This window comes from Flavobacterium noncentrifugens, assembly GCF_900100375.1.
GTDB classification, from domain to species: domain Bacteria; phylum Bacteroidota; class Bacteroidia; order Flavobacteriales; family Flavobacteriaceae; genus Flavobacterium; species Flavobacterium noncentrifugens.
Genome location: NZ_FNEZ01000002.1, coordinates 672,210 through 691,645, shown reverse-complemented (window position 1 = coordinate 691,645; position 19,436 = coordinate 672,210). Strand labels below are relative to the sequence as shown.

19 protein-coding genes are annotated in these 19,436 nt (G+C 40.1%); 11 read left to right on the top strand and 8 right to left on the bottom strand.

Going from position 1 to position 19,436, the window contains the following annotated elements:
- Positions 1-166 precede the first annotated feature (166 nt).
- Positions 167-511, top strand: coding sequence for a hypothetical protein (locus BLS32_RS07775; protein ID WP_091393691.1), 345 nt, complete (start codon positions 167-169; stop codon positions 509-511).
- Positions 512-568: 57 nt separating this feature from the next.
- On the opposite strand, the gene BLS32_RS07770 is transcribed toward BLS32_RS07775, so the two are convergent.
- The 3 genes from BLS32_RS07770 to BLS32_RS07760 form a co-directional block, all read right to left on the bottom strand.
- A complete protein-coding gene (locus BLS32_RS07770; RefSeq protein WP_091393688.1) occupies positions 569-1,747 on the bottom strand; it encodes a C1 family peptidase in 1,179 nt (392 codons plus the stop codon).
- A gap of 104 nt (positions 1,748-1,851) precedes the next feature.
- The gene (gene yaaA, locus BLS32_RS07765; protein ID WP_091393684.1) at positions 1,852-2,610 is read right to left on the bottom strand and encodes a peroxide stress protein YaaA; all 759 of its coding nucleotides are present in this window, start codon (positions 2,608-2,610) and stop codon (positions 1,852-1,854) included.
- 69 nt (positions 2,611-2,679) lie between these two features.
- A complete protein-coding gene (locus BLS32_RS07760; protein WP_091393681.1) occupies positions 2,680-4,215 on the bottom strand; it encodes a YifB family Mg chelatase-like AAA ATPase in 1,536 nt (511 codons plus the stop codon).
- Positions 4,216-4,341: 126 nt separating this feature from the next.
- On the opposite strand from BLS32_RS07760, the gene BLS32_RS07755 reads away from it, so the two are divergent.
- The 3 genes from BLS32_RS07755 to BLS32_RS07745 all read left to right on the top strand — a co-directional run bounded on the left by BLS32_RS07755 (position 4,342) and on the right by BLS32_RS07745 (position 7,442).
- Positions 4,342-5,547, top strand: a complete 1,206-nt coding sequence (locus tag BLS32_RS07755; RefSeq protein WP_091393678.1) for a sensor histidine kinase — start codon at positions 4,342-4,344, stop codon at positions 5,545-5,547.
- A 138-nt stretch (positions 5,548-5,685) separates the two neighbouring features.
- Positions 5,686-6,063, top strand: a complete 378-nt coding sequence (locus BLS32_RS07750; RefSeq protein WP_091393675.1) for a PH domain-containing protein — start codon at positions 5,686-5,688, stop codon at positions 6,061-6,063.
- 125 nt (positions 6,064-6,188) lie between these two features.
- Positions 6,189-7,442 (top strand): cation:proton antiporter, encoded by a 1,254-nt coding sequence (locus BLS32_RS07745; protein WP_091393672.1) that lies wholly within the window; start codon positions 6,189-6,191, stop codon positions 7,440-7,442.
- Here the strand turns inward: BLS32_RS07745 and BLS32_RS07740 are convergent, their stop codons facing one another.
- The 3 genes from BLS32_RS07740 to BLS32_RS07730 are packed head-to-tail and all read right to left on the bottom strand — an operon-like array spanning position 7,443 to position 12,109.
- Entirely contained in the window at positions 7,443-9,461 is a 2,019-nt protein-coding gene (locus BLS32_RS07740; protein ID WP_091393668.1) for a protein-disulfide reductase DsbD family protein, read from the bottom strand. It abuts the gene before it with no gap.
- A complete protein-coding gene (gene tilS / locus BLS32_RS07735; protein ID WP_091393665.1) occupies positions 9,461-10,771 on the bottom strand; it encodes a tRNA lysidine(34) synthetase TilS in 1,311 nt (436 codons plus the stop codon). The genes BLS32_RS07740 and tilS overlap by 1 nt, the downstream gene beginning before the upstream one ends.
- Before the next feature lie 51 nt (positions 10,772-10,822).
- On the bottom strand, positions 10,823-12,109 hold the full coding sequence (locus BLS32_RS07730; protein ID WP_091394691.1) for an anthranilate synthase component I family protein: 1,287 nt from the start codon (positions 12,107-12,109) through the stop codon (positions 10,823-10,825).
- Between the two features lie 178 nt (positions 12,110-12,287).
- On the opposite strand from BLS32_RS07730, the gene BLS32_RS07725 reads away from it, so the two are divergent.
- Entirely contained in the window at positions 12,288-13,199 is a 912-nt protein-coding gene (locus BLS32_RS07725) for a DUF4349 domain-containing protein (RefSeq protein ID WP_091393662.1), read from the top strand.
- A 152-nt stretch (positions 13,200-13,351) separates the two neighbouring features.
- On the opposite strand, the gene lpdA is transcribed toward BLS32_RS07725, so the two are convergent.
- Complete coding sequence (gene lpdA / locus BLS32_RS07720; protein ID WP_091393660.1) at positions 13,352-14,755, bottom strand: dihydrolipoyl dehydrogenase; 1,404 nt, start codon at positions 14,753-14,755, stop codon at positions 13,352-13,354.
- A gap of 220 nt (positions 14,756-14,975) precedes the next feature.
- Between lpdA and BLS32_RS07715 the strand changes: the two genes are divergently transcribed.
- From BLS32_RS07715 to creD, 6 genes are all read left to right on the top strand, one after another.
- On the top strand, positions 14,976-15,584 hold the full coding sequence (locus BLS32_RS07715; RefSeq protein ID WP_091394688.1) for a hypothetical protein: 609 nt from the start codon (positions 14,976-14,978) through the stop codon (positions 15,582-15,584).
- Positions 15,585-15,669: 85 nt separating this feature from the next.
- Positions 15,670-15,966, top strand: coding sequence for a winged helix-turn-helix domain-containing protein (locus BLS32_RS07710; protein ID WP_091393657.1), 297 nt, complete (start codon positions 15,670-15,672; stop codon positions 15,964-15,966).
- Between the two features lie 53 nt (positions 15,967-16,019).
- Positions 16,020-16,658: a DUF1361 domain-containing protein gene (locus BLS32_RS07705; protein ID WP_091393654.1), complete on the top strand. Its 639-nt coding sequence runs from the start codon at positions 16,020-16,022 to the stop codon at positions 16,656-16,658.
- A gap of 8 nt (positions 16,659-16,666) precedes the next feature.
- Positions 16,667-17,113, top strand: a complete 447-nt coding sequence (locus BLS32_RS07700; protein ID WP_091393652.1) for a hypothetical protein — start codon at positions 16,667-16,669, stop codon at positions 17,111-17,113.
- 11 nt (positions 17,114-17,124) lie between these two features.
- Positions 17,125-17,430, top strand: coding sequence for a hypothetical protein (locus BLS32_RS07695; protein WP_091393650.1), 306 nt, complete (start codon positions 17,125-17,127; stop codon positions 17,428-17,430).
- 35 nt (positions 17,431-17,465) lie between these two features.
- Positions 17,466-18,809 (top strand): cell envelope integrity protein CreD, encoded by a 1,344-nt coding sequence (creD, locus tag BLS32_RS07690; protein WP_091393647.1) that lies wholly within the window; start codon positions 17,466-17,468, stop codon positions 18,807-18,809.
- A gap of 80 nt (positions 18,810-18,889) precedes the next feature.
- On the opposite strand, the gene BLS32_RS07685 is transcribed toward creD, so the two are convergent.
- Positions 18,890-19,348 (bottom strand): Lrp/AsnC family transcriptional regulator, encoded by a 459-nt coding sequence (locus BLS32_RS07685; RefSeq protein ID WP_091393645.1) that lies wholly within the window; start codon positions 19,346-19,348, stop codon positions 18,890-18,892.
- Between the last annotated feature and the right edge of the window lie 88 nt (positions 19,349-19,436).

Genomic DNA, 19,436 nt, shown 5'->3' with positions numbered 1-19,436 from the left:
TTGATCGAAATCTTATTGTTAAGTTAATATTTGTACACACAAAAGTCACTACTTTCGGGGTGTTACAAACAAACAACAAAATAATTTAAAAAAAATTAAAACTGTTTTTATATATTCATTATATTTGATTGAATATAAAACAGTTACGTAATTAATTGCTATTACTATGGGATTATTCGGAAACAACGTAAAGAAGATCATTAAGGAGTTCAGGATGAAAAGCGAATACTATTCGAATGACCTGAGCAAAGAAATCAAAGAATCGTTTGAGGATTTAAAGTCTGATTATGATGAAAACAGCAACGTGCTTCCTGAATTTATGGATTTTGTAAATGAACTCAAGCAAAAGCTCGACAGCACAGATGCCAAGAAATTGGAAACGTTTTCTTCGCGTTTGTCAAAAATCAACCGCAGTGCAAAAAAAGGTGTAGAAGCCATGCGTGAACTGTCGGTGAACCAACGAAAACTGACCGCCGAAACCCTGCGGGAATATGAAGAGTTTGAATATTAAACTATAGAGCGTTAGTTAAAAAAAATCCCGTTACGGTTTTGTAACGGGATTTTTTATTTAAGCGTGAAGCTTGCTTTTAATATTCTTTGGAAGTCCGCCTTTGTTCAGCAAAATCCCAGTCGATTTCAATTGTACAAATGCTTTGGTCACATACAAATAGCCTTTGTAATCATTTGATGCGCCCCAAGAGTTTTTGACTTTATAGTATTCTTTTCCGTTTTGGTCTTTCACCAAACCTACGATCTGCATCGCGTGGTCATCAGTTGTATATAAACTGTACAATCCTTCGAGCCTTAAATCTTCGGTGACGTCTTTTTCTTTGATCGGGCCGTCGAAAATCGTTTTTTTCTGCTCGTCTGTAATGTTATACAAATCATCCAAGTTTGGCACTTGCGCGACACCATTTCTCCAGCTGAAATAAGGTTCGGAAACATCCGAAGACCAGGCGACTGTAAATCCTTTAGCTAATGCATTGTCGATAATATCTGTCAATTCTTTCATCGGAACATTGTACAATTGGTCGTAACTCCAGTTGTCTGGCACAGGCAAAACCATTTTTTGATAGTACGGACTGTCTTTATAAGATGAAAATTCCACATAATCATCAGGATTGATGCCAATGACTTCTTTAGCGAAAGTGTGCGGATTGTAATCTTTACCGTTGTATTTGAATGTTGCAGGCAATTTTCCCAGCTTTTCATCCATGTAATTGTTGATGTCAGAAACCCAAGAAACGCCTTTTTTCGGATCCGGATTTTTAATGTAAGCATCTAAGATCGCTTTGAATTTGTCCTGAAAATCCCCAGCTTTTAAAGTGCCTTTTCCATAATCTTCATACGTGTAAGCCACTTGCGGCATCGCGCCGTATTTGCGAAGCATATTCATAACATCGTGTGTTTCACCGCCGTCGCCTAACCCCATATTTCCATTAAAAAGGATGTAATTTCTCGCTTTTGACAGATAAACCTGCCTGGCTGAATAGACTTCGGCTAAATCAACCGGTTGTTTCCCCATGCGGATCATTTCGGATTCAAGGAATGAATTTCCCGAATAACTCCAACAAGTCCCGGCAGAACCTTGATTTTTAACCGAAGTGGTCTCAAGATCGATCACATTCTTAAATTCGAATTTTGAACTTAAAGAAGCATTGTTGATTACTTTTTTGATGAGTTCATCCTGGGCAAAAAGGCTCAGCGAGCAAAACATACCCGTTAGCAGTAAACTTTTTCTAATCATTGGTTTTTATTTTAAAGTCGTAAATGTAATAATTTGAAGCAAACGCACTTGCGATTTAACGTTTTCTAAACGCATCTGTGTGTTAAAAAAAATGTTTATTACAATTATCGTGTGAAAACAAGTGTATTTCCTTTCGACAGATTGGCGTCAAAACGATAGCCTTCATAATCAAATCCTTTGAGGCCTTCGATGGTTTTTACCTTCGTATCAACGATATAGCGCACCATCATCCCGCGCGCTTTCTTTGCAAAGAAGCTGATGATCTTGAGTTTGCCATCTTTATAGTCTTTGAATTCCGGCGTAATGACAGGAACTTTCAAGGCTTTTACATCGATTGCCGAAAAATATTCCTGGCTCGCCAAATTGATGAAAAGCTCGCCTTTTTTGAGTTCTTTATTCAGGGATTTGGTAAGTTTTTGTTTCCAGTAATCGTATAAATTATGGCTTTCGCCGATGGGCAGATGCGTACCCATTTCGAGTCGGTAGGGCTGAATTAAATCAAGCGGCTTCAACAATCCGTACAAGCCTGAAAGGATTCGCAGGCTGTTTTGCAGTTCGTCTAATTTTTCCAACGGAATCGAATAAGCATCCAAACCCTGATACACATCACCATTAAAAGCATAAATCGCCGGCCTTGCATTCTCTGCGGTAAAAGGTGTTTTCCATTTTTTATTGCGTTGCCAATTTAAATCGGCAAGCTTATCGGAAATATCCATTAATTCAGACAATTCTTTTGGTTTCTTTTGCTTGATAACTTTATTGATCGCTCGGCTGTCAGCCATAAAAGCACTTTTTGTGAATTTTTCAGTAGGCAAGACCGATTCAAAATCGAGTGATTTGGCAGGAGAAATAACAATTTTCATTGAGGTAAATTTATTTCCAAAAGTACGCAATTCACTGTTGACTCGGCTTACAATTTCAATCGAAATTATTTATCCGAGCCAGCTTTCGCGATCCAGGCTGCGGTATTGTATCGCTTCGGCAATATGATTCGACAACACATTTTCAGATGAATCTAAATCAGCAATCGTCCTGGAAACCTTTAATATCCGGTCATAAGCGCGTGCCGATAAATTGAGCCGTTCCATTGCTTTTTTTAACAATTGTAAAGATTGCTCATCGAGTTTACAATATTCCCTGATTTGCTTCGTATTCATTTGTGCATTGTAATTGACCGTTTGGTTTTCGGCAAAACGCAAACTCTGTATTTCTCTTGCTCTAGTCACGCGTTCGCGGATGTCATGGCTGTTTTCCGATCTTCGTTCATCGGATAACTTTTCAAAAGGCACCGGTGTCACTTCGATATGAATGTCGATCCGATCCAATAACGGCCCTGAAATTTTGCTTAAATACCGTTGCATTTCATTTGGCGAAGAAGATACCGGCGCATCTGGATCGTTAAAATACCCACCCGGACTTGGGTTCATACTCGCCACAAGCATAAAAGATGAAGGGTATGTAATGGTAAATTTCGCGCGGGAAATTGTGACTTCACGATCTTCCAAAGGCTGGCGCATGACCTCTAAAACATCACGCTTAAATTCGGGCAATTCATCTAAAAAAAGTACGCCATTATGAGCCATTGAAATTTCACCCGGTTGTGGATAACTTCCACCACCAACAAGCGCAACATTTGAGATCGTGTGGTGCGGACTTCTAAACGGCCTTTGATGCATCAATCCGGTTTCCTTTAATTTCCCGGCGACACTGTGGATTTTGGTGGTTTCCAAGGCTTCGCGAATGGTCATTGGCGGCAAAATGCTCGGGAGTCGTTTGGCGAGCATTGTTTTACCGGAACCTGGCGGCCCAATTAAAATAATATTGTGCCCGCCTGCCGCAGCAATTTCCATACAACGTTTAATGCTCTCTTGCCCTTTTACATCGCTGAAATCAAATTCAGGAAAGTGCAGCGCCCGGTTGAAAGCTTCGCGCGTATTGAAAATTGTCGGCTCCAATGTGCCGTTTCCTTCAAAAAAATCAATAATTTCCTGTACGTTTTCAATTCCGTATACATCCAAATCGGAAACAATCGCAGCTTCTTTTGCATTTTGCTTTGGCAGGAAAAAACCTTTAAAGCCTTCTTCTTTGGCTTTTATCGCAATGGGCAATGCGCCTTTTATGGGCTGCAATCCGCCATCGAGTGACAATTCGCCCATGATGATGTAGCGGTCGGTTTCTTCAGATTTAATTTGGCCCGAAGCCACTAAAATTCCTACAGCAAGTGTCAAATCATAGGCTGAACCTTCCTTTCGCAGATCGGCCGGAGCCATATTGATCGTGATTTTTTTGCCCGGCAGCGAATAGCCGTTATTTTTAAGTGCGGCGGCAATCCGGTAACTGCTTTCTTTGATGGCATTGTCGGGTAAACCTACCAAATGATACCCGATTCCCTTGTCGATATTGACCTCGACGGTAATGGTCGTAGCTTCTACGCCAAAGACGGCGCTTCCAAAAACTTTTACTAACATGGCTGATATTTGATTAAAAGGCGTTTACATTACGAATGTAATAAAATTTTGTTAGAGTTAAATTTTCATGAAACTATTTGTAATTAAAAATCGTTACTATATTTGCACCCCCAAATACCACCTTAAATGATTGCTCCACAAATACCTAAGAATGAAAAGGCGCGCCTTGATGCGCTGATGAGCTATAAAATTCTTGACACGCTTCCTGAAAAGGATTTTGACGACATTACGCGGCTTGCCGCTGAAATCTGCAATGTCCCTATTTCCTTAATCACGCTTGTAGACGAAAACCGCCAATGGTTTAAGTCGAAAGTAGGGCTTGACGGTGTAAATGAAACTTCGCGAATTGATTCTTTTTGTGCACATGCCATCAACAATCCCGACGAACTTTTTGTAATTGAAGATGCGGCTAAAGACAAGCGTTTTTTTGACAATCCTTTGGTTGTTGGCGCTCCAGCAATTAGTTGCTATGCCGGCGTTCCGTTATTGGATGCCAATGGTTTTGCCCTGGGTTCCCTTTGCGTAATTGACGATCGCCCGAGAAAACTTGATGAACATCAGTTGCAATCCCTTAAAAAACTCGGCAATCAGGTTTCAAAATTGCTGGAATTGCGTAAAAACAATGACAAACTCGTCGAAAGCCACAATACATTATTATCGCGTTACAAAGATTTGGAGCAATTTTCATCGGTGGTTTCTCACGACATCAAATCGCCTTTAAATAACATCATGCAACTTACGCAACTGTTTAAGGAAGAATACGGCAGTACCATTGATGCCAACGGAAACCAGATGCTCGATTACATTTCGCAATCTTCTGAAGAGCTTAAAAAACTTGTCGATGGCATTTTAAATTACTACAAATATGAAAATCTGGATGTCGACCAAAAAGAAGAAATCCAGTTTCGTGATTTCACAAAATACATCATCGGATTGCTGAAGATCAAGAACGATTTTAAGTTTGTGCTTCCTGAAAAGAACATTGTATTTTATTCCAATACCATTGCGTTGGGTCAGATCATGTACAACCTTATCAGCAACAGCATCAAATACAACGACAAGGAAAAAGGGCTGATCACCATTGGTTTCAACCAAACAGAAACGCAAAATATCATTAGCGTTTCAGATAATGGTTGTGGCATCGATCCTAAACATTTTGATAAGATATTTGAAGTTTTCCAGACGCTTGGGCAAAACGACCGTTTTAATACAAAAGGCACTGGTCTCGGACTTTCGACAGTCAGGAAAATGGCCGACAAATTGCACGGCAGCATCGAGGTCGAATCTATAAAAGGCGAAGGCACGACTTTTAAAGTGATTCTAAGGAAGTAATTTAAATGTACGATGTAGTCCCGGAGCTTCGGAACTATTTAGGCTGATGTGCATCATAATTATAAATTTAATGGTTTGTTGGGAAGGCAAAACCGCAATTAATGTTAAATTTGGACATTAATCCAAACAAAAACTACCATGGGAATATTTAATGCCATACTTGGAAATGCTTCAGAAGTCAATCTTGACAACGTTGCTAAAGAATTCGAACCAATGCTGATTGACGGCGAGTCGATTGAAAAAGCCTACAAAGTCATTCGTGACATGTTCATTTTTACAAATAAAAGATTGATCCTTGTTGAAAAGCAACTCGTTGGTACGAAAGTAGATTATATGTCGATTCCGTATACAAATGTGATTAAGTTTTCTAAAGAAAGTGCCGGGATTTTAGATTTGGATGCCGAACTCAAGATCTGGATCAAAGACCAGGAATTGCCTATCAAAAAACAATTCGGCAAAGGCGGCGACAACATCAATGAAGTATACCGCATCCTGAGCCAGCACATTTTAAAATAAAGTTTGAGCCTTTCATTTGAGAGGCTTTTTTTTTTGCAAATGCCAAAATATTCCGAAATTATACCGTCATTTTAGCACAACCCGCAAATTTTTCGTAATTTCTAAATAAAAAAAAATTGCGGCCTATGGATTTTGCGGAACTCCTGAAATTTGACGAATACAATTTCCACCTGATCATCATCGGGATTGTGACGCTTATGGCTGCAACGGTTCCCAATCTGCTAAACAATAAAAACATTACCGCGCCGATCATTTACCTGCTGATCGGGGTCGTCATTTATATTTTTACGAACAATTATTCGTCTATAGCAGTACTCAACAATGTGGAGGTTATCCGCAAAATCTCTGAATTCGTTGCCATCATTGCGCTGACGAATGCCGGACTCAAAATTAAACGTCCTTTTAAGTGGAAAACCTGGAAGTATTCGTTTTGGCTTTTGGCGGTTACGATGCCGTTAACAATTATCGCAACAGCATGGCTGAGTTGGTGGTTCATTGGCCTCGCTCCTGCCGCAGCAATTTTGTTCGGGTCGTTGATTGCACCTACCGATCCGGTGCTTGCGGCTGATCTGCAAACGACAAAACCAAGCGAAAAAGACATTTCCAAAACCCGTTTGGCACTGACTTCAGAAGCTGGGATCAATGATGGACTGGCATTTCCATTTACCTATTTTGCCATATTTCTCGCTACAAAAGGAATGGATTACCACAACTGGATCTCAGAATGGATCTTAACGGATATCATCTATAAAATTGTCGTAGGAGTTGCGATCGGTTTGTTCTCAGGCTGGATTTTATACAAGCTCATTTTTTCGATGACCAATAAAAACCAGCAGGCAAAAATCAGTCGTGGCATTTTATCGGTAACATTGACATTATTGCCTTACGCCATTACCGAAATGTGCGGCGGTTACGGATTTATCGCGGTTTTCATTGCCGCATGTAGTTTCAGCAACAGCGACAAAGACATTCACCACATGGACAATCTGCATGATTTTACCGAAGAGATCGAGCGCATTTTTGTAGCATTCCTGTTTGTGATCATGGGAATTTACATGGCATCAAACAGAGAATCTTTATTGGATTGGCATTTGATTTTTATTGCGCTGGCAATCATTTTAGTTATTCGCCCAATCAGCGGCTGGATTGCGCTTTCGCAGACAGATTTAAGCCGGTTTGAGAAGTTTGTGCTTTCGTTTTACGGAATCCGTGGCATCGGATCGATATTTTACTTAATGTATGCTTTGGGCAAAGCCGATTTTAGCGACAACGGGAAATTGACCGAATTGACTGCAGTCACGATCATTCTTTCCGTATTCATCCACGGGATTTCAGCCGCCACGATCCAGAAAAAGCTGGATAAATATGACGGTACTTAATTATTTTTTAAATTTGGAGATTCCTCTTTTAAGCCAGTTCAGGTATTCTTCAACACCAACATAACTCACCGTTTCGCTAAGGCTGTTGCCGTCTAAATCGGTTAAAACATACAACGGCTGCGTATTGGTTTTGTATTTTGAAAGCATTAAATCTGTCCATTTATCGCCAACGGTTATAATTTTTTCTCCTGTAAGTTTTGAAACAAATTGGTCTTTCAGGGGCAAGTCGATATCTTCATCAACATATAACGAAATCAACACAATTTGGGTATTTAAAATCGGCAATATGCTTTTATCAGACCAGACATTAATTTCCATCTTCCTGCAATTTACGCATGCATGACCCGTAAAATCCAGCATAACCGGTTTGTTGACCGATTTTGCGTAGGCCATTCCTTTATCATAATCGTGGAATGTTACAATGTCGTGTGGGCCATATTCTGCGCCTTCTGGCAAAACTCCAATTGCCTGGTTTGTTTTTCCAATTCCGCGTGGATTTTCACTGTACTCAATTGGAGGTGGAAAAGCGCTAATCACCTTCAAAGGTGCGCCCCAAAGTCCGGGAATCAAATACACGGTAAAAGACAAAACCAGCAATCCTAAAAACAACCTTCCAACCGAAATAAATGGCAGCGGACTGTCATGCGGCATGGTAATTTTTCCAAAAAGATACAAAGCCAAAACTCCGAAAATCGCAATCCAAATGGCTAAGAAAACCTCTCTTTCAAGCAAATGCATCTGCAAAACCAAATCGGCATTCGATAAGAATTTAAACGCCAAAGCCAATTCTAAAAATCCTAAAAATACTTTTACGGTATTGAGCCATCCGCCCGATTTCGGCAGGGAATTTAGCCAGCCCGGAAACATCGCAAACAGCATAAACGGCAAGGCTAAAGCCAATGAAAATCCGAACATGCCCACAATTGGCCCAACAACACCTTTTGAAGCCGCTTCAAACAACAACGTCCCGACAATTGGCCCGGTGCATGAAAACGATACGATCGCCAATGCCAATGCCATGAATAAAATCCCGAAAATTCCGCCGCGATCGGCTTGTTTGTCAACTTTATTTGCCCACGAATTTGGGAGCATGATTTCAAAAGCGCCTAAGAACGACGCAGCGAAAATTACCAGTAGAATGAAGAAAATAATATTGAAATACACGTTTGTAGCCAGTGAATTCAATGCATCTGCACCAAAAGCCCATGAAACGAAAAAGCCAAGCGCCACATAAATCACGATAATCGAAATGCCGTAAATGATCGCATTTTTCTTGCCTTCTCTTTTATTTTTACTTTGCTTAGTAAAAAAGCTCACAGTCATCGGGATCAATGGAAATACGCAGGGTGTCAGCAATGCAGCGAATCCAGATAGGAACGCGATGATAAAAATAGACAACAATCCTTTTTGCTGTTCGGGTTGCTTTGGCGGTATTTTGGTTTCCGAAACTACGGATTTTTTTTCCGTTGCAGTTGCTTTTTGTGCAGCTGCAGTATCAGGAACTATTGAAATAGTATCTTTTAAAACAGTATTTTTTTCTGGTGCAGCAGGAATTATTGCCGCTGCCGTGATTTTCGGGATGTCAAAAGTGAAGTTCTTCTTGTCATTAATGCAACTACTTTTGCATACCTGGTAATCAACATTGGCATCGATCTTAAAACCATTCTGATTGGTGATTTTTACCTTTTGTTTGATCAATAATTTCTTCGCGAAGAAAAGCTCGTCAACCCCAAAAACGTCATTAAATTCTTTTTTCGTTCCGGTTTCAGTCGCTTTTCCGATTAAATCGAAATTGCCTTTGGCGTTTTTAAATTTAATTTCCATCGGAAGCGGGCCGCCATCCGGAGTAAACTGCGAATACACATGCCATTCGTCTTCAATAATTCCTTCGAAAACCAGGTTGAATTCGGTAGCTGAGATTTTTTCGGTTCGCGTCGACCATTTTACAGGATTTAAAATTTGGGCATTCATCTGGAGCAATCCAAAAAAAGCGAGCAGTAAAAAGTATATTTTCTTCATTATGACAATGCGATTTGTAGTATGTTTTTAGTAGTTTCTGAAACTTTAAAGCGTTCGTCCGCGCGCTTTCCAACGATCCAGATAATTTTATTTCCAGAACAAAGCAGCCAGGTTTTTTCTTTTTCGGCCAATGAAAATTTCTCGTCCTTGAAAAATTTACTGACTTTTTTCGACTTTCCGTCCATTCCAAACGGCTCGAAAACGTCGCCTTCATTCCAGCGCCTCAAAATTAATGGAAACTTCAGTTTATCAACGTCCGTAAAGATAGTTTTATTTGATGTTTCGATAACCGAATCTACTTTCGAAAATGACAGTTTTATAGGAAAATTAACGTCTGTAGTATTTTCGTTAATCAAAAACTCGGAAGTTTCTTTTAGATTTTTCAATGGTGATAAAATCAGGAAATCGCGGTTTTTGACCAGGCGAAATTCCGGTGAAAAGACCTGCTTTCCGCTCTGGCTGTCGGCCAATGCATAAATGTCTTTCCATGCAGAAAAGCCAAATTCGCTGAGCCATTGGTACAAATACGAATGGTAATTCGACAGCTTTTTGAGCTTTTTCAGGTTGAAATGAATTTCATCATTTGCTTCCTGCGCCACTTGTTGGTAAACCATAATCGCCGCATCTTCAGCCATTCCTTGCGTTTGCTGCAGATAATCCTGCGTTTTTTGAAATGCTGATAAAAATCCGGGATTTAAATCTTTCAACAACGGAACAATGTGGTGGCGTACTTTATTCCGCAAATATTTATCCGATGCATTGCTACTGTCTTCGCGCCATTCGATCTGATTTTCATTGGCGTAAGCTTCGATTTCATTTCGGCTGAACGCCAATAATGGCCGGATAATTTTTTCATTTTGCTGCGGAATACCGGTTAGTCCTTCAATTCCGGTGCCACGTGATAAATTGATCAGGAACGTTTCGAGGTTGTCATCGGCGTGGTGAGCGGTTAAAATGTAATCAAAATTTTCGGTTTCCAGCAGTTCGTAAAACCAATTGTATCTTAATTCACGCGCCGCAACCTGGGTAGACAGTTTATAATCTTCGGCAAAAGCCTTGGTATCAAATTGGGTAATGAAAACCGGAATGTTGTTTTTTTGGGCGAAGTTTTCTATGAATTTCTGGTCTTCAAAACTCTCGATCCCGCGAAGCTGGAAATTGCAGTGTGCGATGGCGATTTCGAAGTTTTCCTTCAGCAATAAATCAACCAAAACCATGCTGTCGATGCCGCCGCTCGTTGCGAGAAGGAGTTTTTTTCCTTTAAGAAAATCTAGTTTTGGGTAGAGTAAGTTTTGGAAAGCAGTTTTCATGCTGTCAAAAATAAGCAATTTACGACAATCAAACGCTCTTATGTCTTATGCCTAACTCAAAACTTCAAACATCGCTTTCGCTTTCAGCAAACATTCCTCGTATTCCATTTCAGGATCGGATAAAGACGTAATCGCACTTCCAACAGAAAACGACAAATATTGATTTTGATGGTTGTATAAAATGCTTCGGATCACGACGTTGAAATCGAAATCGCCATTTGGCGTAAAATATCCAACAGCACCGCTGTACAATCCGCGTTTGGTTTCTTCGAGGTTTTCGATGATTTTCATCGCTGAAACTTTGGGCGCGCCGGTCATGCTTCCCATTGGAAAAGTCGTTTTCAACACATCGGCTGCAGCATATTGCGGATCGAGTTCAGAAATAACTGTAGAAATCAAATGGTGCACTTGCTTAAAAGAATACACGCCGCACAATTCCTCAACTGCTACAGAACCTTTTGTTGCCGTGTGCGACAAATCATTTCGGACAAGATCGACGATCATGATATTTTCAGAACGTTCTTTTGCATTGGAAAATAGTTCGTTTTTGAGTCGTTCGTCTTCAATTGCATCGGAACTTCGCTTTGCTGTGCCTTTAATTGGCTGGGAAATGATTTTATTTCCTTCTTTTTTCAAGTACCTTTCGGGTGACGCAGAAATAAGGAATTGCTTGTGGTTTTTAAAAAAAACAGCAAACGGCGGTTCTGAAATTGCATTAAGTTTCTGATACTTTTCGAATGGATTGATCGTCGCGTTTTCAGCATAAAATTCCATACAGAAATTGGCTTCATAAATATCTCCGCGGTGAATGTGATTAAGCATTTTTGACACTTTTTTCAGATAATCATCTTTGGAAATCCGCTGCTTGATTTTCAGAAGACTTTCGACTTTCGGCTTTTGACTTTCGACTTGCTCTATTTCGTTCCAATCCGACTCCAATTCATCATCACACATCTTCAGATAACAAATCTCCAGCTGGTTTCCTTTCAGAAAAAACAATTTCTTCGGTTGGAAAAAATAAAGATCTGGAAAATGCAAACCGTCGAAATTCCTGGATTTTAAATCTTCAGTATCGTTTTTCAGGTCGTATGACAAATAGCCGAAAAGCCAGTCTTTTGTCGTTTGCTGGTATTGTTTTAAATCTTCAAAAGCGTTTGGATAATCTGTTTTTATGGAAGTTAGCGCATCAACAGCCAGTATGCAATCCACATTTGAATAGTGCTGCGGATAATTGTTGCTGTCCAGAAAAGTGATTTCCCGAAATTGCTGCGCCCATAAAAGCAGTTGCGCTTTAATTTTTTGAGGATCGGAAATGTCTTTAAATACGGATGTTCTCAATGAAATATTGGTTTCGGATTTCAAAATTACAATAAAATTTTCGTCGGATGGCTTTTGGATATTTTTTTGGCACAGTTATTAGTGCGCTGCGATTCTGTTAAAAATCTTAAAAACCATCACTTTTGATTTAAAATGACGCGAATCCATTAATAATTAGTAATCTTTAAAATCAATCTTTATGAAAACAACGTTCTTGTTTGGTGTTGCGGCATTGTTTGCTATTTTGGTAATTTCTTGTAAACAGGGAGAATCTCCGCAGGAAGAAGCCGCCTTATCTGAAAAAACTTCCGCTGATGAATCGATGAAAAATGTGCTGAGTTCCAATGCAGCCGTGCAGAATCCCGATGACAAACGAAAATTCATCCAAAAGGCCGACATCAAATTTAAAGTCAAAAACGTCGCGCAATCGACTTATAAAATTGAAAATGCCGTTAATAAATTTGGTGGAATTGTAACCAATACCGATCTGCAAAGCCATCTTACAGGTAAAAAGCAAACAAAAATCAGCGCCGACAGCACGTTGCAAACGATTAAATATTCGGTTGAAAACAACATTATACTCCGCATTCCAAATACGAAACTCGACACCGTAATCAAATCCATTGCAAAAGAAATCGATTACCTGGATTTCCGAGTTATCAAAGCCGATGACGTTTCCCTGCAATTGCTTGCCGCCGATTTGTCGCAGCAGCGCCTTTCAGACCATACGAAAAGACTGCAGAACGACATCGATCAAAAAGGAAAAAAACTTAATGATATTGCCGATGCCGAAAATGATGTCCTGAACAAAAAACAACAAAGCGAGAATGCAAAAATCCAGAACCTGGCGATGCGGGACCAAATTGCTTATAGCACGATTACCTTGGCGATTTACCAGAATGAAACGATCAAACAGGAATTGGTTGCCATCGAAAAAGACAATCAGGCTTATGGAAATTTCGGATTGGAAATTCTTGACGGATTAAAAACCGGCTGGTCTATTTTAGCTTCTATCATTGCATTTGTTGTGCAATTGTGGTCGATTATTTTACTGGCATTACTCGGTATTTTCATTTACCGGAAATTCCTTAAGAGCGTAAAACCGGTTTGAGACTTCAATTGTCATATCAACCAGACTTTTGTCATTTAGACCGCAGAGAAAAATCCCGATTATAAAACACATTTCTCCCCGCAGTCGAAATGACAGATAACAATAAAAAAGCCCGCTCAATCGAACGGGCTTTTTACATTATTATTCTGAAATTACATGTGAATTGAACGTTTTTCAGTCGCGTCTAAAGCTGCTTCTTTCACCGCTTCCGCGTATGTTGGATGTGCGTGCGACATTCTTGCGATGTCTTCAGCAGACGCTTTGAACTCCATTGCAGTCACGGCTTCGGCAATCAAATCGGCAACCCTTGCGCCAATCATGTGAACACCTAAAACTTCGTCTGTTTTGGCGTCGGCCAATATCTTTACGAAACCATCGGTGTCGCCGCTCGCGCGTGATCTACCGAGCGCTTTCATTGGGAAACTTCCTGTTTTGTATTCGATTCCGGCTGCTTTCAATTGCTCTTCGGTTTTTCCGACAGCCGCCACTTCGGGCCACGTATATACTACGCCTGGAATTAAATTGTAGTCGATGTGCGGTTTTTGTCCCGCTAACGTTTCAGCAACGAAAACGCCTTCTTCTTCGGCTTTATGAGCAAGCATAGCGCCTTTAATGACATCGCCGATCGCGTAGATATTCGGAACATTTGTTTGCAGATGATCGTTAACTTCCACCAAACCTCGGTCTGAGATCTTTACTCCGGCTTTATCGGCAGCCAAACCTTCAGTATATGCTTTTCTTCCGACAGAAACCAACGCATAATCGCCTTCGAGCGTAATCGTTTCGCCTTTGGCATTTTCAGCCTGAACAACAACGCCGCCGTTTCTTTCCACCGATTTCACTTTGTGAGACGTGTAGAATTTCATGCCTTGCTTTTTGAGGACTTTCGTCAGTTCTTTTGACAAACCGGCATCCATTCCCGGAATAATTCGGTCTAAATATTCAACAACAGAAACCTGTGCACCGAGTCTTAAATAAACCTGTCCGAGTTCCAATCCGATGACGCCGCCGCCAATAACGATTAGGTGTTTCGGCACTTCAGTCAGTTTCAACGCTTCAGTTGAAGTGATGATTCTTTGCTTGTCGATTTTGATGAATGGTAATGTTGATGGTTTTGAACCTGTTGCAATGATCGTATTTTTAGCTTCAAGAATTTCAGATGAACCGTCGGCTTTTGAAACTTTGATGTGTGTCGCGTCTTCAAAAGAACCCAATCCTTCGAAAACGGTGATTTTATTTTTGTCCATCAGGTATTTGATTCCGCTGACGTTTTGATCTACAACTGATGCTTTTCTGGCGATCATTTGCTCGATGTTGACTTTGATCTCACCACTGATATCAATTCCATGCTCCTTGAAATGCGAAACCGCATCATAATAATGGTGTGAAGAATCGAGCAATGCTTTTGACGGAATGCAGCCCACATTGAGGCATGTTCCGCCCAAAGTGGAGTATTTTTCAATAATGGCTGTTTTGAAACCCAATTGGGCACAACGGATCGCAGCCACATAACCGCCTGGACCTGAACCGATAACGACAACGTCAAATGCACTCATAATATGTATGTTTTGTGTGTTTTTATTTTTGCTGCACAAAATTACGGTTTTTTGTTGAAAAGTGTGTCCTTGAATTGTCATTTCGACCGCCGGGAGAAATTCCAACCGATAGAAGATTTCTCCCTACAGTCGAAATGACAAGGAACTGTAAAAATAATTGGGAAAAAGTTTTGCCGGAAAAAAGATTTACATTTACTTTGCAATTCAAAGTACTTTAAATATGGTAGAAAGAAATTATTTAAAAGACATCCAGGACATCAAAAGCATGATGGACAAATCTTCGCAGTTTATTTCGCTGAGCGGATTATCTGGGATTCTGGCCGGAATTTATGCACTCGTTGGCGCATACATCGCAAAAATGCTGCTGGCTTCAAACCGCGGCTACGAAGTGACTTTGGAAAGTGACACTTTTAAATGGATCCTAACAACGGCATTTTCGGTTTTGGTGCTTTCACTTGCGACGGCTTTTATCATGACGTATTTTAAAGCCAAAAAAGAAAATGAAAAAATCTGGAACAGCACTTCTAAAAGAATGACAGTCAATTTTTTAATTCCGCTGGTTACCGGAGGAATTTTTTCACTCATTCTGCTTGACAGGAAATATTATGAATTAATTGGCCCGGCCACGCTAATTTTTTACGGGCTTTCTTGCATCAATGCGAGCAAATATACTTTACGGGATGTGCGCTATCTCGGAATAACTGTTGTAATTTTGGGTCTTTTGTCAGCGGCGGTTTACGGTTATACACTCGAATTCTGGGCGCTTGGTTTCGGCCTTTGCCACATTATTTACGGCAGCATCATGCATTTTAAATACGACAGGAAATAATTTTGATTTACGATTTAGGGTTTTTGATTTACGCTGCACTTCACGTAAATCGTACATCTGAAAATCGTATCTAATATATGATCATTTGAAAAACATCATCCAAAATATCAACAAGGCTTTTGATCACCGCATCCGGCTCGGCATTATGTCGGTGCTGATGGTCAATGATTCCGCCGATTTTAATACACTGAAGGAACTGCTCGGCGTGACCGACGGAAATCTTGCCAGCCATACCAAGGCACTCGAATTAGAAAATTACATTGCCATCGAAAAACAGTTCATCGGAAAAAAACCAAACACCAGTTACAGCGCCACCAAAGAAGGAAAAAAAGCATTTCGTGATCATATTGAAGCCCTTGAAAAATTAATCCAGAAAAGTTAAACTATTTTTTTACTTATTCACTTTGAAAAACAAAGTACTTTTAAAATTAAATTATGAATATTTCAATCTTAACCAACAACCGCACAGCAACCACGCTTTTCATACTCGCTGCTTTTAATTTCGGACTGCTCGCGATCCGGATTTTTACGACTGAATCGTTATTTTACGGATTTCTGATCTGGAATCTGATTCTCGCCGGCGTGCCTATGATTGTTAGCAACTGGCTGGTCGAAAATCCGAACTTCTGTCAAAATAAAAAGCTTTTTATCTTCACTGCAATCTGGCTGTTGTTTCTGCCAAACGCGCCTTACATCATCACCGATTTTCTTCATTTTAAAAATTCGGACGGAATGCCGGACTGGTTTGACTTGCTTTTGCTGATGTCGTTTTCGTGGAGCGGAATCGCATTCGGATTCATATCGATAGCAGACATGCATCACATCTGGCAAACACGATTTGGAAATAAAACCGGGTGGATATTTATTGTTTTATGCTGTTTGCTTTCAGGATTCGGGATTTACCTTGGACGGTTTCTGCGCTACAACAGCTGGGACATTATCAGCAATCCGCTTGAACTCCTGACCGATATTCCGTTGCTTTTATTGCAGCTCCGAACGATCGGATTTTCACTCGGCTACGGCATGTTCCTGCTGCTCGCCTACTTTTTTTTTAAATTTAATTCGGCTAAATAAACCACATTATGAAAACACTGAGTGTACCCGGATTTTATGAATCCGAGAATTTTTATGCGAATTTACGAACGGTTCAAACCGATTTCAGGATTGCAGACCTGATCAATTTTTCCGAGGAAAGCCTGGGGTTCGCTCTTGCGGAATTTCTGCAGCAGCATCATTTCAGCAAAGATCCAATTTTAGAGAAACGAGACATTTTTCACGTGCTCACCAATACCGGAATATCGGCGCGGGCGCAAATCGGGCTGCAGTTTTACCTCATCGGAAACGGAAAAAAAAGCATCACAACATGTCTTGCTGCAATTTTAGGCTCGATGTTTTATCTGCACAGTTTGCCTTTCTTTTTCAAAAAATATAAAAAAGGCAAAAATGCATTGCTCTTCCATTCATTGGAATTTACAAAAATGCTAAACCAGCCACTCTCAAAAATCCGTGAAACCTTTTTAATCCGATAAATATGTCACCAATGTACTACCTCAGAAAAGCCGGCGAATTCTCTACGCACATGGCGATTGGTTCGTTTACAATCGGCACATTAATTCTGCTCCTTTATAAAATGATTCCCTATAATTTCGACATGCTCCTGATTGGATTGGCTTACATCGTCATTGCATTTGTCCTGAACAGCCTCGTCTTTTTTCACCTGCTGTATTATTTCATCACACAAAAAAATTACCGCGAATATTTTGCTGTCAAAATGCTGATTTTATTGGTCAACATTCCGATAGCAGCACTTTACGCCTATTTCGTATTCGAACCTTTTAATCTTTAAATCCTTATAATTTTTTAATCTTTAAATCTAAAATCATGGAAACTCCACAAGAAGAAAACACCTCGTTTTTACAGTCGAACACGGCAAAAATGATCATGGTCGGGCTTTTAACGCTCGTATTATTAATCCCGCTGCAATTTGTTAAAAGCCTCATTGAAGAACGCGCTTTGCGGCAGAAAGAAGTCATCTCAGAAACTGGTGAAAAATGGGGCGAAAGCGTTTATTTCTATGGCCCGATCGTCAAAGTTCCGTATAAAACGTATACCGAAACCATTTCTGTAAACGAGAAAACGAAAGAGCGCACTACTGAAAAAACGGCATCAACCGAATATGCTTATTTTTTTCCGGACGAGCTTAAAAACAGCTCCAATGTAAAGACCAAAGTCCTGAAACGCAGCAATTATGAATCGGTTGTTTTTACTTCAGACATGAAATTTGACGGGAAATATTCAAAGCCCGATTTCAGTTCGAAAAATATTCCCGATGCCGATATTCTCTGGGATGAAGCGACGATCTTGATCCAAACCACGAATTTAAAAAGCATTCGCGACGAAGTCAAGATCAACCTTGGCAATGCAGCTTACACTTTTGAGCCGGTTTACAGCACTAAAAAAGATTCGGTTGAGGCGCTTGAAACCGGATTTATAAATTCCGCAGCTTTTCAGAGTGGCGGGCAAACGCCGTTTCATTTTGACCTGGTGTACAACGGAAGCCAGCAAATCCGGATGGTTCCGATTGGAAAAACGACTACTGCCAAAATTACTTCGAACTGGCATTCACCAAAGTTTGACGGGAATTTCCTTCCGGATGACAAAACGAAAACGGTTTCAGATAAAGGCTTTCGCGCCGACTGGAAAATCCTGCACATCAACCGCGCTTTTTCGCAACAATCCTTTGAATTTCTTCCCGATTTGGCAAAGTATGCTTTCGGCGTCGATTTTATCATTCCGGTGAACCAATACCAGCAAAATGAGCGTGCGGCAAAATATGGTTTCCTCGTCATTGGATTGACGTTTTTAATCTTTTTTCTGATCCAGAGCATCAGCAAAATTAAAATCCATATTTTCCAGTATTCGATGATTGGCCTCGCGCTGATTATGTTTTATACGTTACTGATTTCAATTACCGAACATTCGAGCTTTCTAAAAGCGTATTTGATCTCGGGCATTTCAGTCGTGCTGATGATTGCATTGTATTCTATTTCGATCCTGAAAAACAGGAAATTCCCGGCTTTTATCGGAACATCGCTGGCGGTTTTGTACTCCTTTATCTATGTCATCATCCAGCTTGAAAATTATGCGCTGCTTTTTGGAAGCATCGGATTGTTCCTGATTTTGGGTGCTGTGATGTATTTCTCGAGAAAGATTGACTGGAATTAATAAGCAATCATAATTTTTAGGCCATGAATTCACGAATGATTTTTAAAAATTTGTGAATTCGTGGCTCATTTTTTTAAAGTTTACAACGAATAAGCTGTCGTGTTTTTCACTTCCGAAATCATAAAAGTGCTGTGCGTGCTGCCGATGTGCTGTAAAGTCGTGAGTTTGGTCACCATGAATTCGCGGTATGCTTCCATGTTCTCCACGCAAACTTTAAGTATGTAATCATAATCGCCGCTCACGTGAAAACATTCGAGTACTTCGGAAAGCTTTACGACTTCGCTTTCGAAAGTAGTCAGGAAATCTTTAGAATGCTGAATGAGTTTGATGTGGCAAAAAACAACAAAGCCTTTCTGGATTTTGTTGCGGTTAATCAATACCACATATTTATCGATAATGCCTTCGCGCTCAAGCTTTTTAATGCGTTCGTAAACGGCAGTTACTGACAAATTGAGCTTTAAGGACAATTCTTTTGTTGTTCGCTTGCTGTCGGATTGCAGGAATTGCAGCAGTTTCTTATCGGTGGCATCTAAGGTCATGTGAGATTTTCGGTTTGAAAGATTGAAATTCAAAAATGAAAGCAAATATATCTGATAAAAATCAATTTAATAGATTAAAAGTCTGAAT

What these genes read in the sequence shown, in the direction of transcription:
- tilS (WP_091393665.1), bottom strand. Translation starts at nt 10,771, where the DNA reads ATGAAAACTGCTTTCCAAAACTTACTCTACCCAAAACTAGATTTTCTT.
- BLS32_RS07725 (WP_091393662.1), top strand. Translation starts at nt 12,288, where the DNA reads ATGAAAACAACGTTCTTGTTTGGTGTTGCGGCATTGTTTGCTATTTTG.
- lpdA (WP_091393660.1), bottom strand. Translation starts at nt 14,755, where the DNA reads ATGAGTGCATTTGACGTTGTCGTTATCGGTTCAGGTCCAGGCGGTTAT.
- BLS32_RS07745 (WP_091393672.1), top strand. Translation starts at nt 6,189, where the DNA reads ATGGATTTTGCGGAACTCCTGAAATTTGACGAATACAATTTCCACCTG.
- BLS32_RS07715 (WP_091394688.1), top strand. Translation starts at nt 14,976, where the DNA reads ATGGTAGAAAGAAATTATTTAAAAGACATCCAGGACATCAAAAGCATG.
- BLS32_RS07775 (WP_091393691.1), top strand. Translation starts at nt 167, where the DNA reads ATGGGATTATTCGGAAACAACGTAAAGAAGATCATTAAGGAGTTCAGG.
- BLS32_RS07755 (WP_091393678.1), top strand. Translation starts at nt 4,342, where the DNA reads ATGATTGCTCCACAAATACCTAAGAATGAAAAGGCGCGCCTTGATGCG.
- BLS32_RS07695 (WP_091393650.1), top strand. Translation starts at nt 17,125, where the DNA reads ATGTACTACCTCAGAAAAGCCGGCGAATTCTCTACGCACATGGCGATT.
- BLS32_RS07760 (WP_091393681.1), bottom strand. Translation starts at nt 4,215, where the DNA reads ATGTTAGTAAAAGTTTTTGGAAGCGCCGTCTTTGGCGTAGAAGCTACG.
- BLS32_RS07750 (WP_091393675.1), top strand. Translation starts at nt 5,686, where the DNA reads ATGGGAATATTTAATGCCATACTTGGAAATGCTTCAGAAGTCAATCTT.
- BLS32_RS07685 (WP_091393645.1), bottom strand. Translation starts at nt 19,348, where the DNA reads ATGACCTTAGATGCCACCGATAAGAAACTGCTGCAATTCCTGCAATCC.
- BLS32_RS07770 (WP_091393688.1), bottom strand. Translation starts at nt 1,747, where the DNA reads ATGATTAGAAAAAGTTTACTGCTAACGGGTATGTTTTGCTCGCTGAGC.
- BLS32_RS07740 (WP_091393668.1), bottom strand. Translation starts at nt 9,461, where the DNA reads ATGAAGAAAATATACTTTTTACTGCTCGCTTTTTTTGGATTGCTCCAG.
- yaaA (WP_091393684.1), bottom strand. Translation starts at nt 2,610, where the DNA reads ATGAAAATTGTTATTTCTCCTGCCAAATCACTCGATTTTGAATCGGTC.
- creD (WP_091393647.1), top strand. Translation starts at nt 17,466, where the DNA reads ATGGAAACTCCACAAGAAGAAAACACCTCGTTTTTACAGTCGAACACG.
- BLS32_RS07700 (WP_091393652.1), top strand. Translation starts at nt 16,667, where the DNA reads ATGAAAACACTGAGTGTACCCGGATTTTATGAATCCGAGAATTTTTAT.
- BLS32_RS07705 (WP_091393654.1), top strand. Translation starts at nt 16,020, where the DNA reads ATGAATATTTCAATCTTAACCAACAACCGCACAGCAACCACGCTTTTC.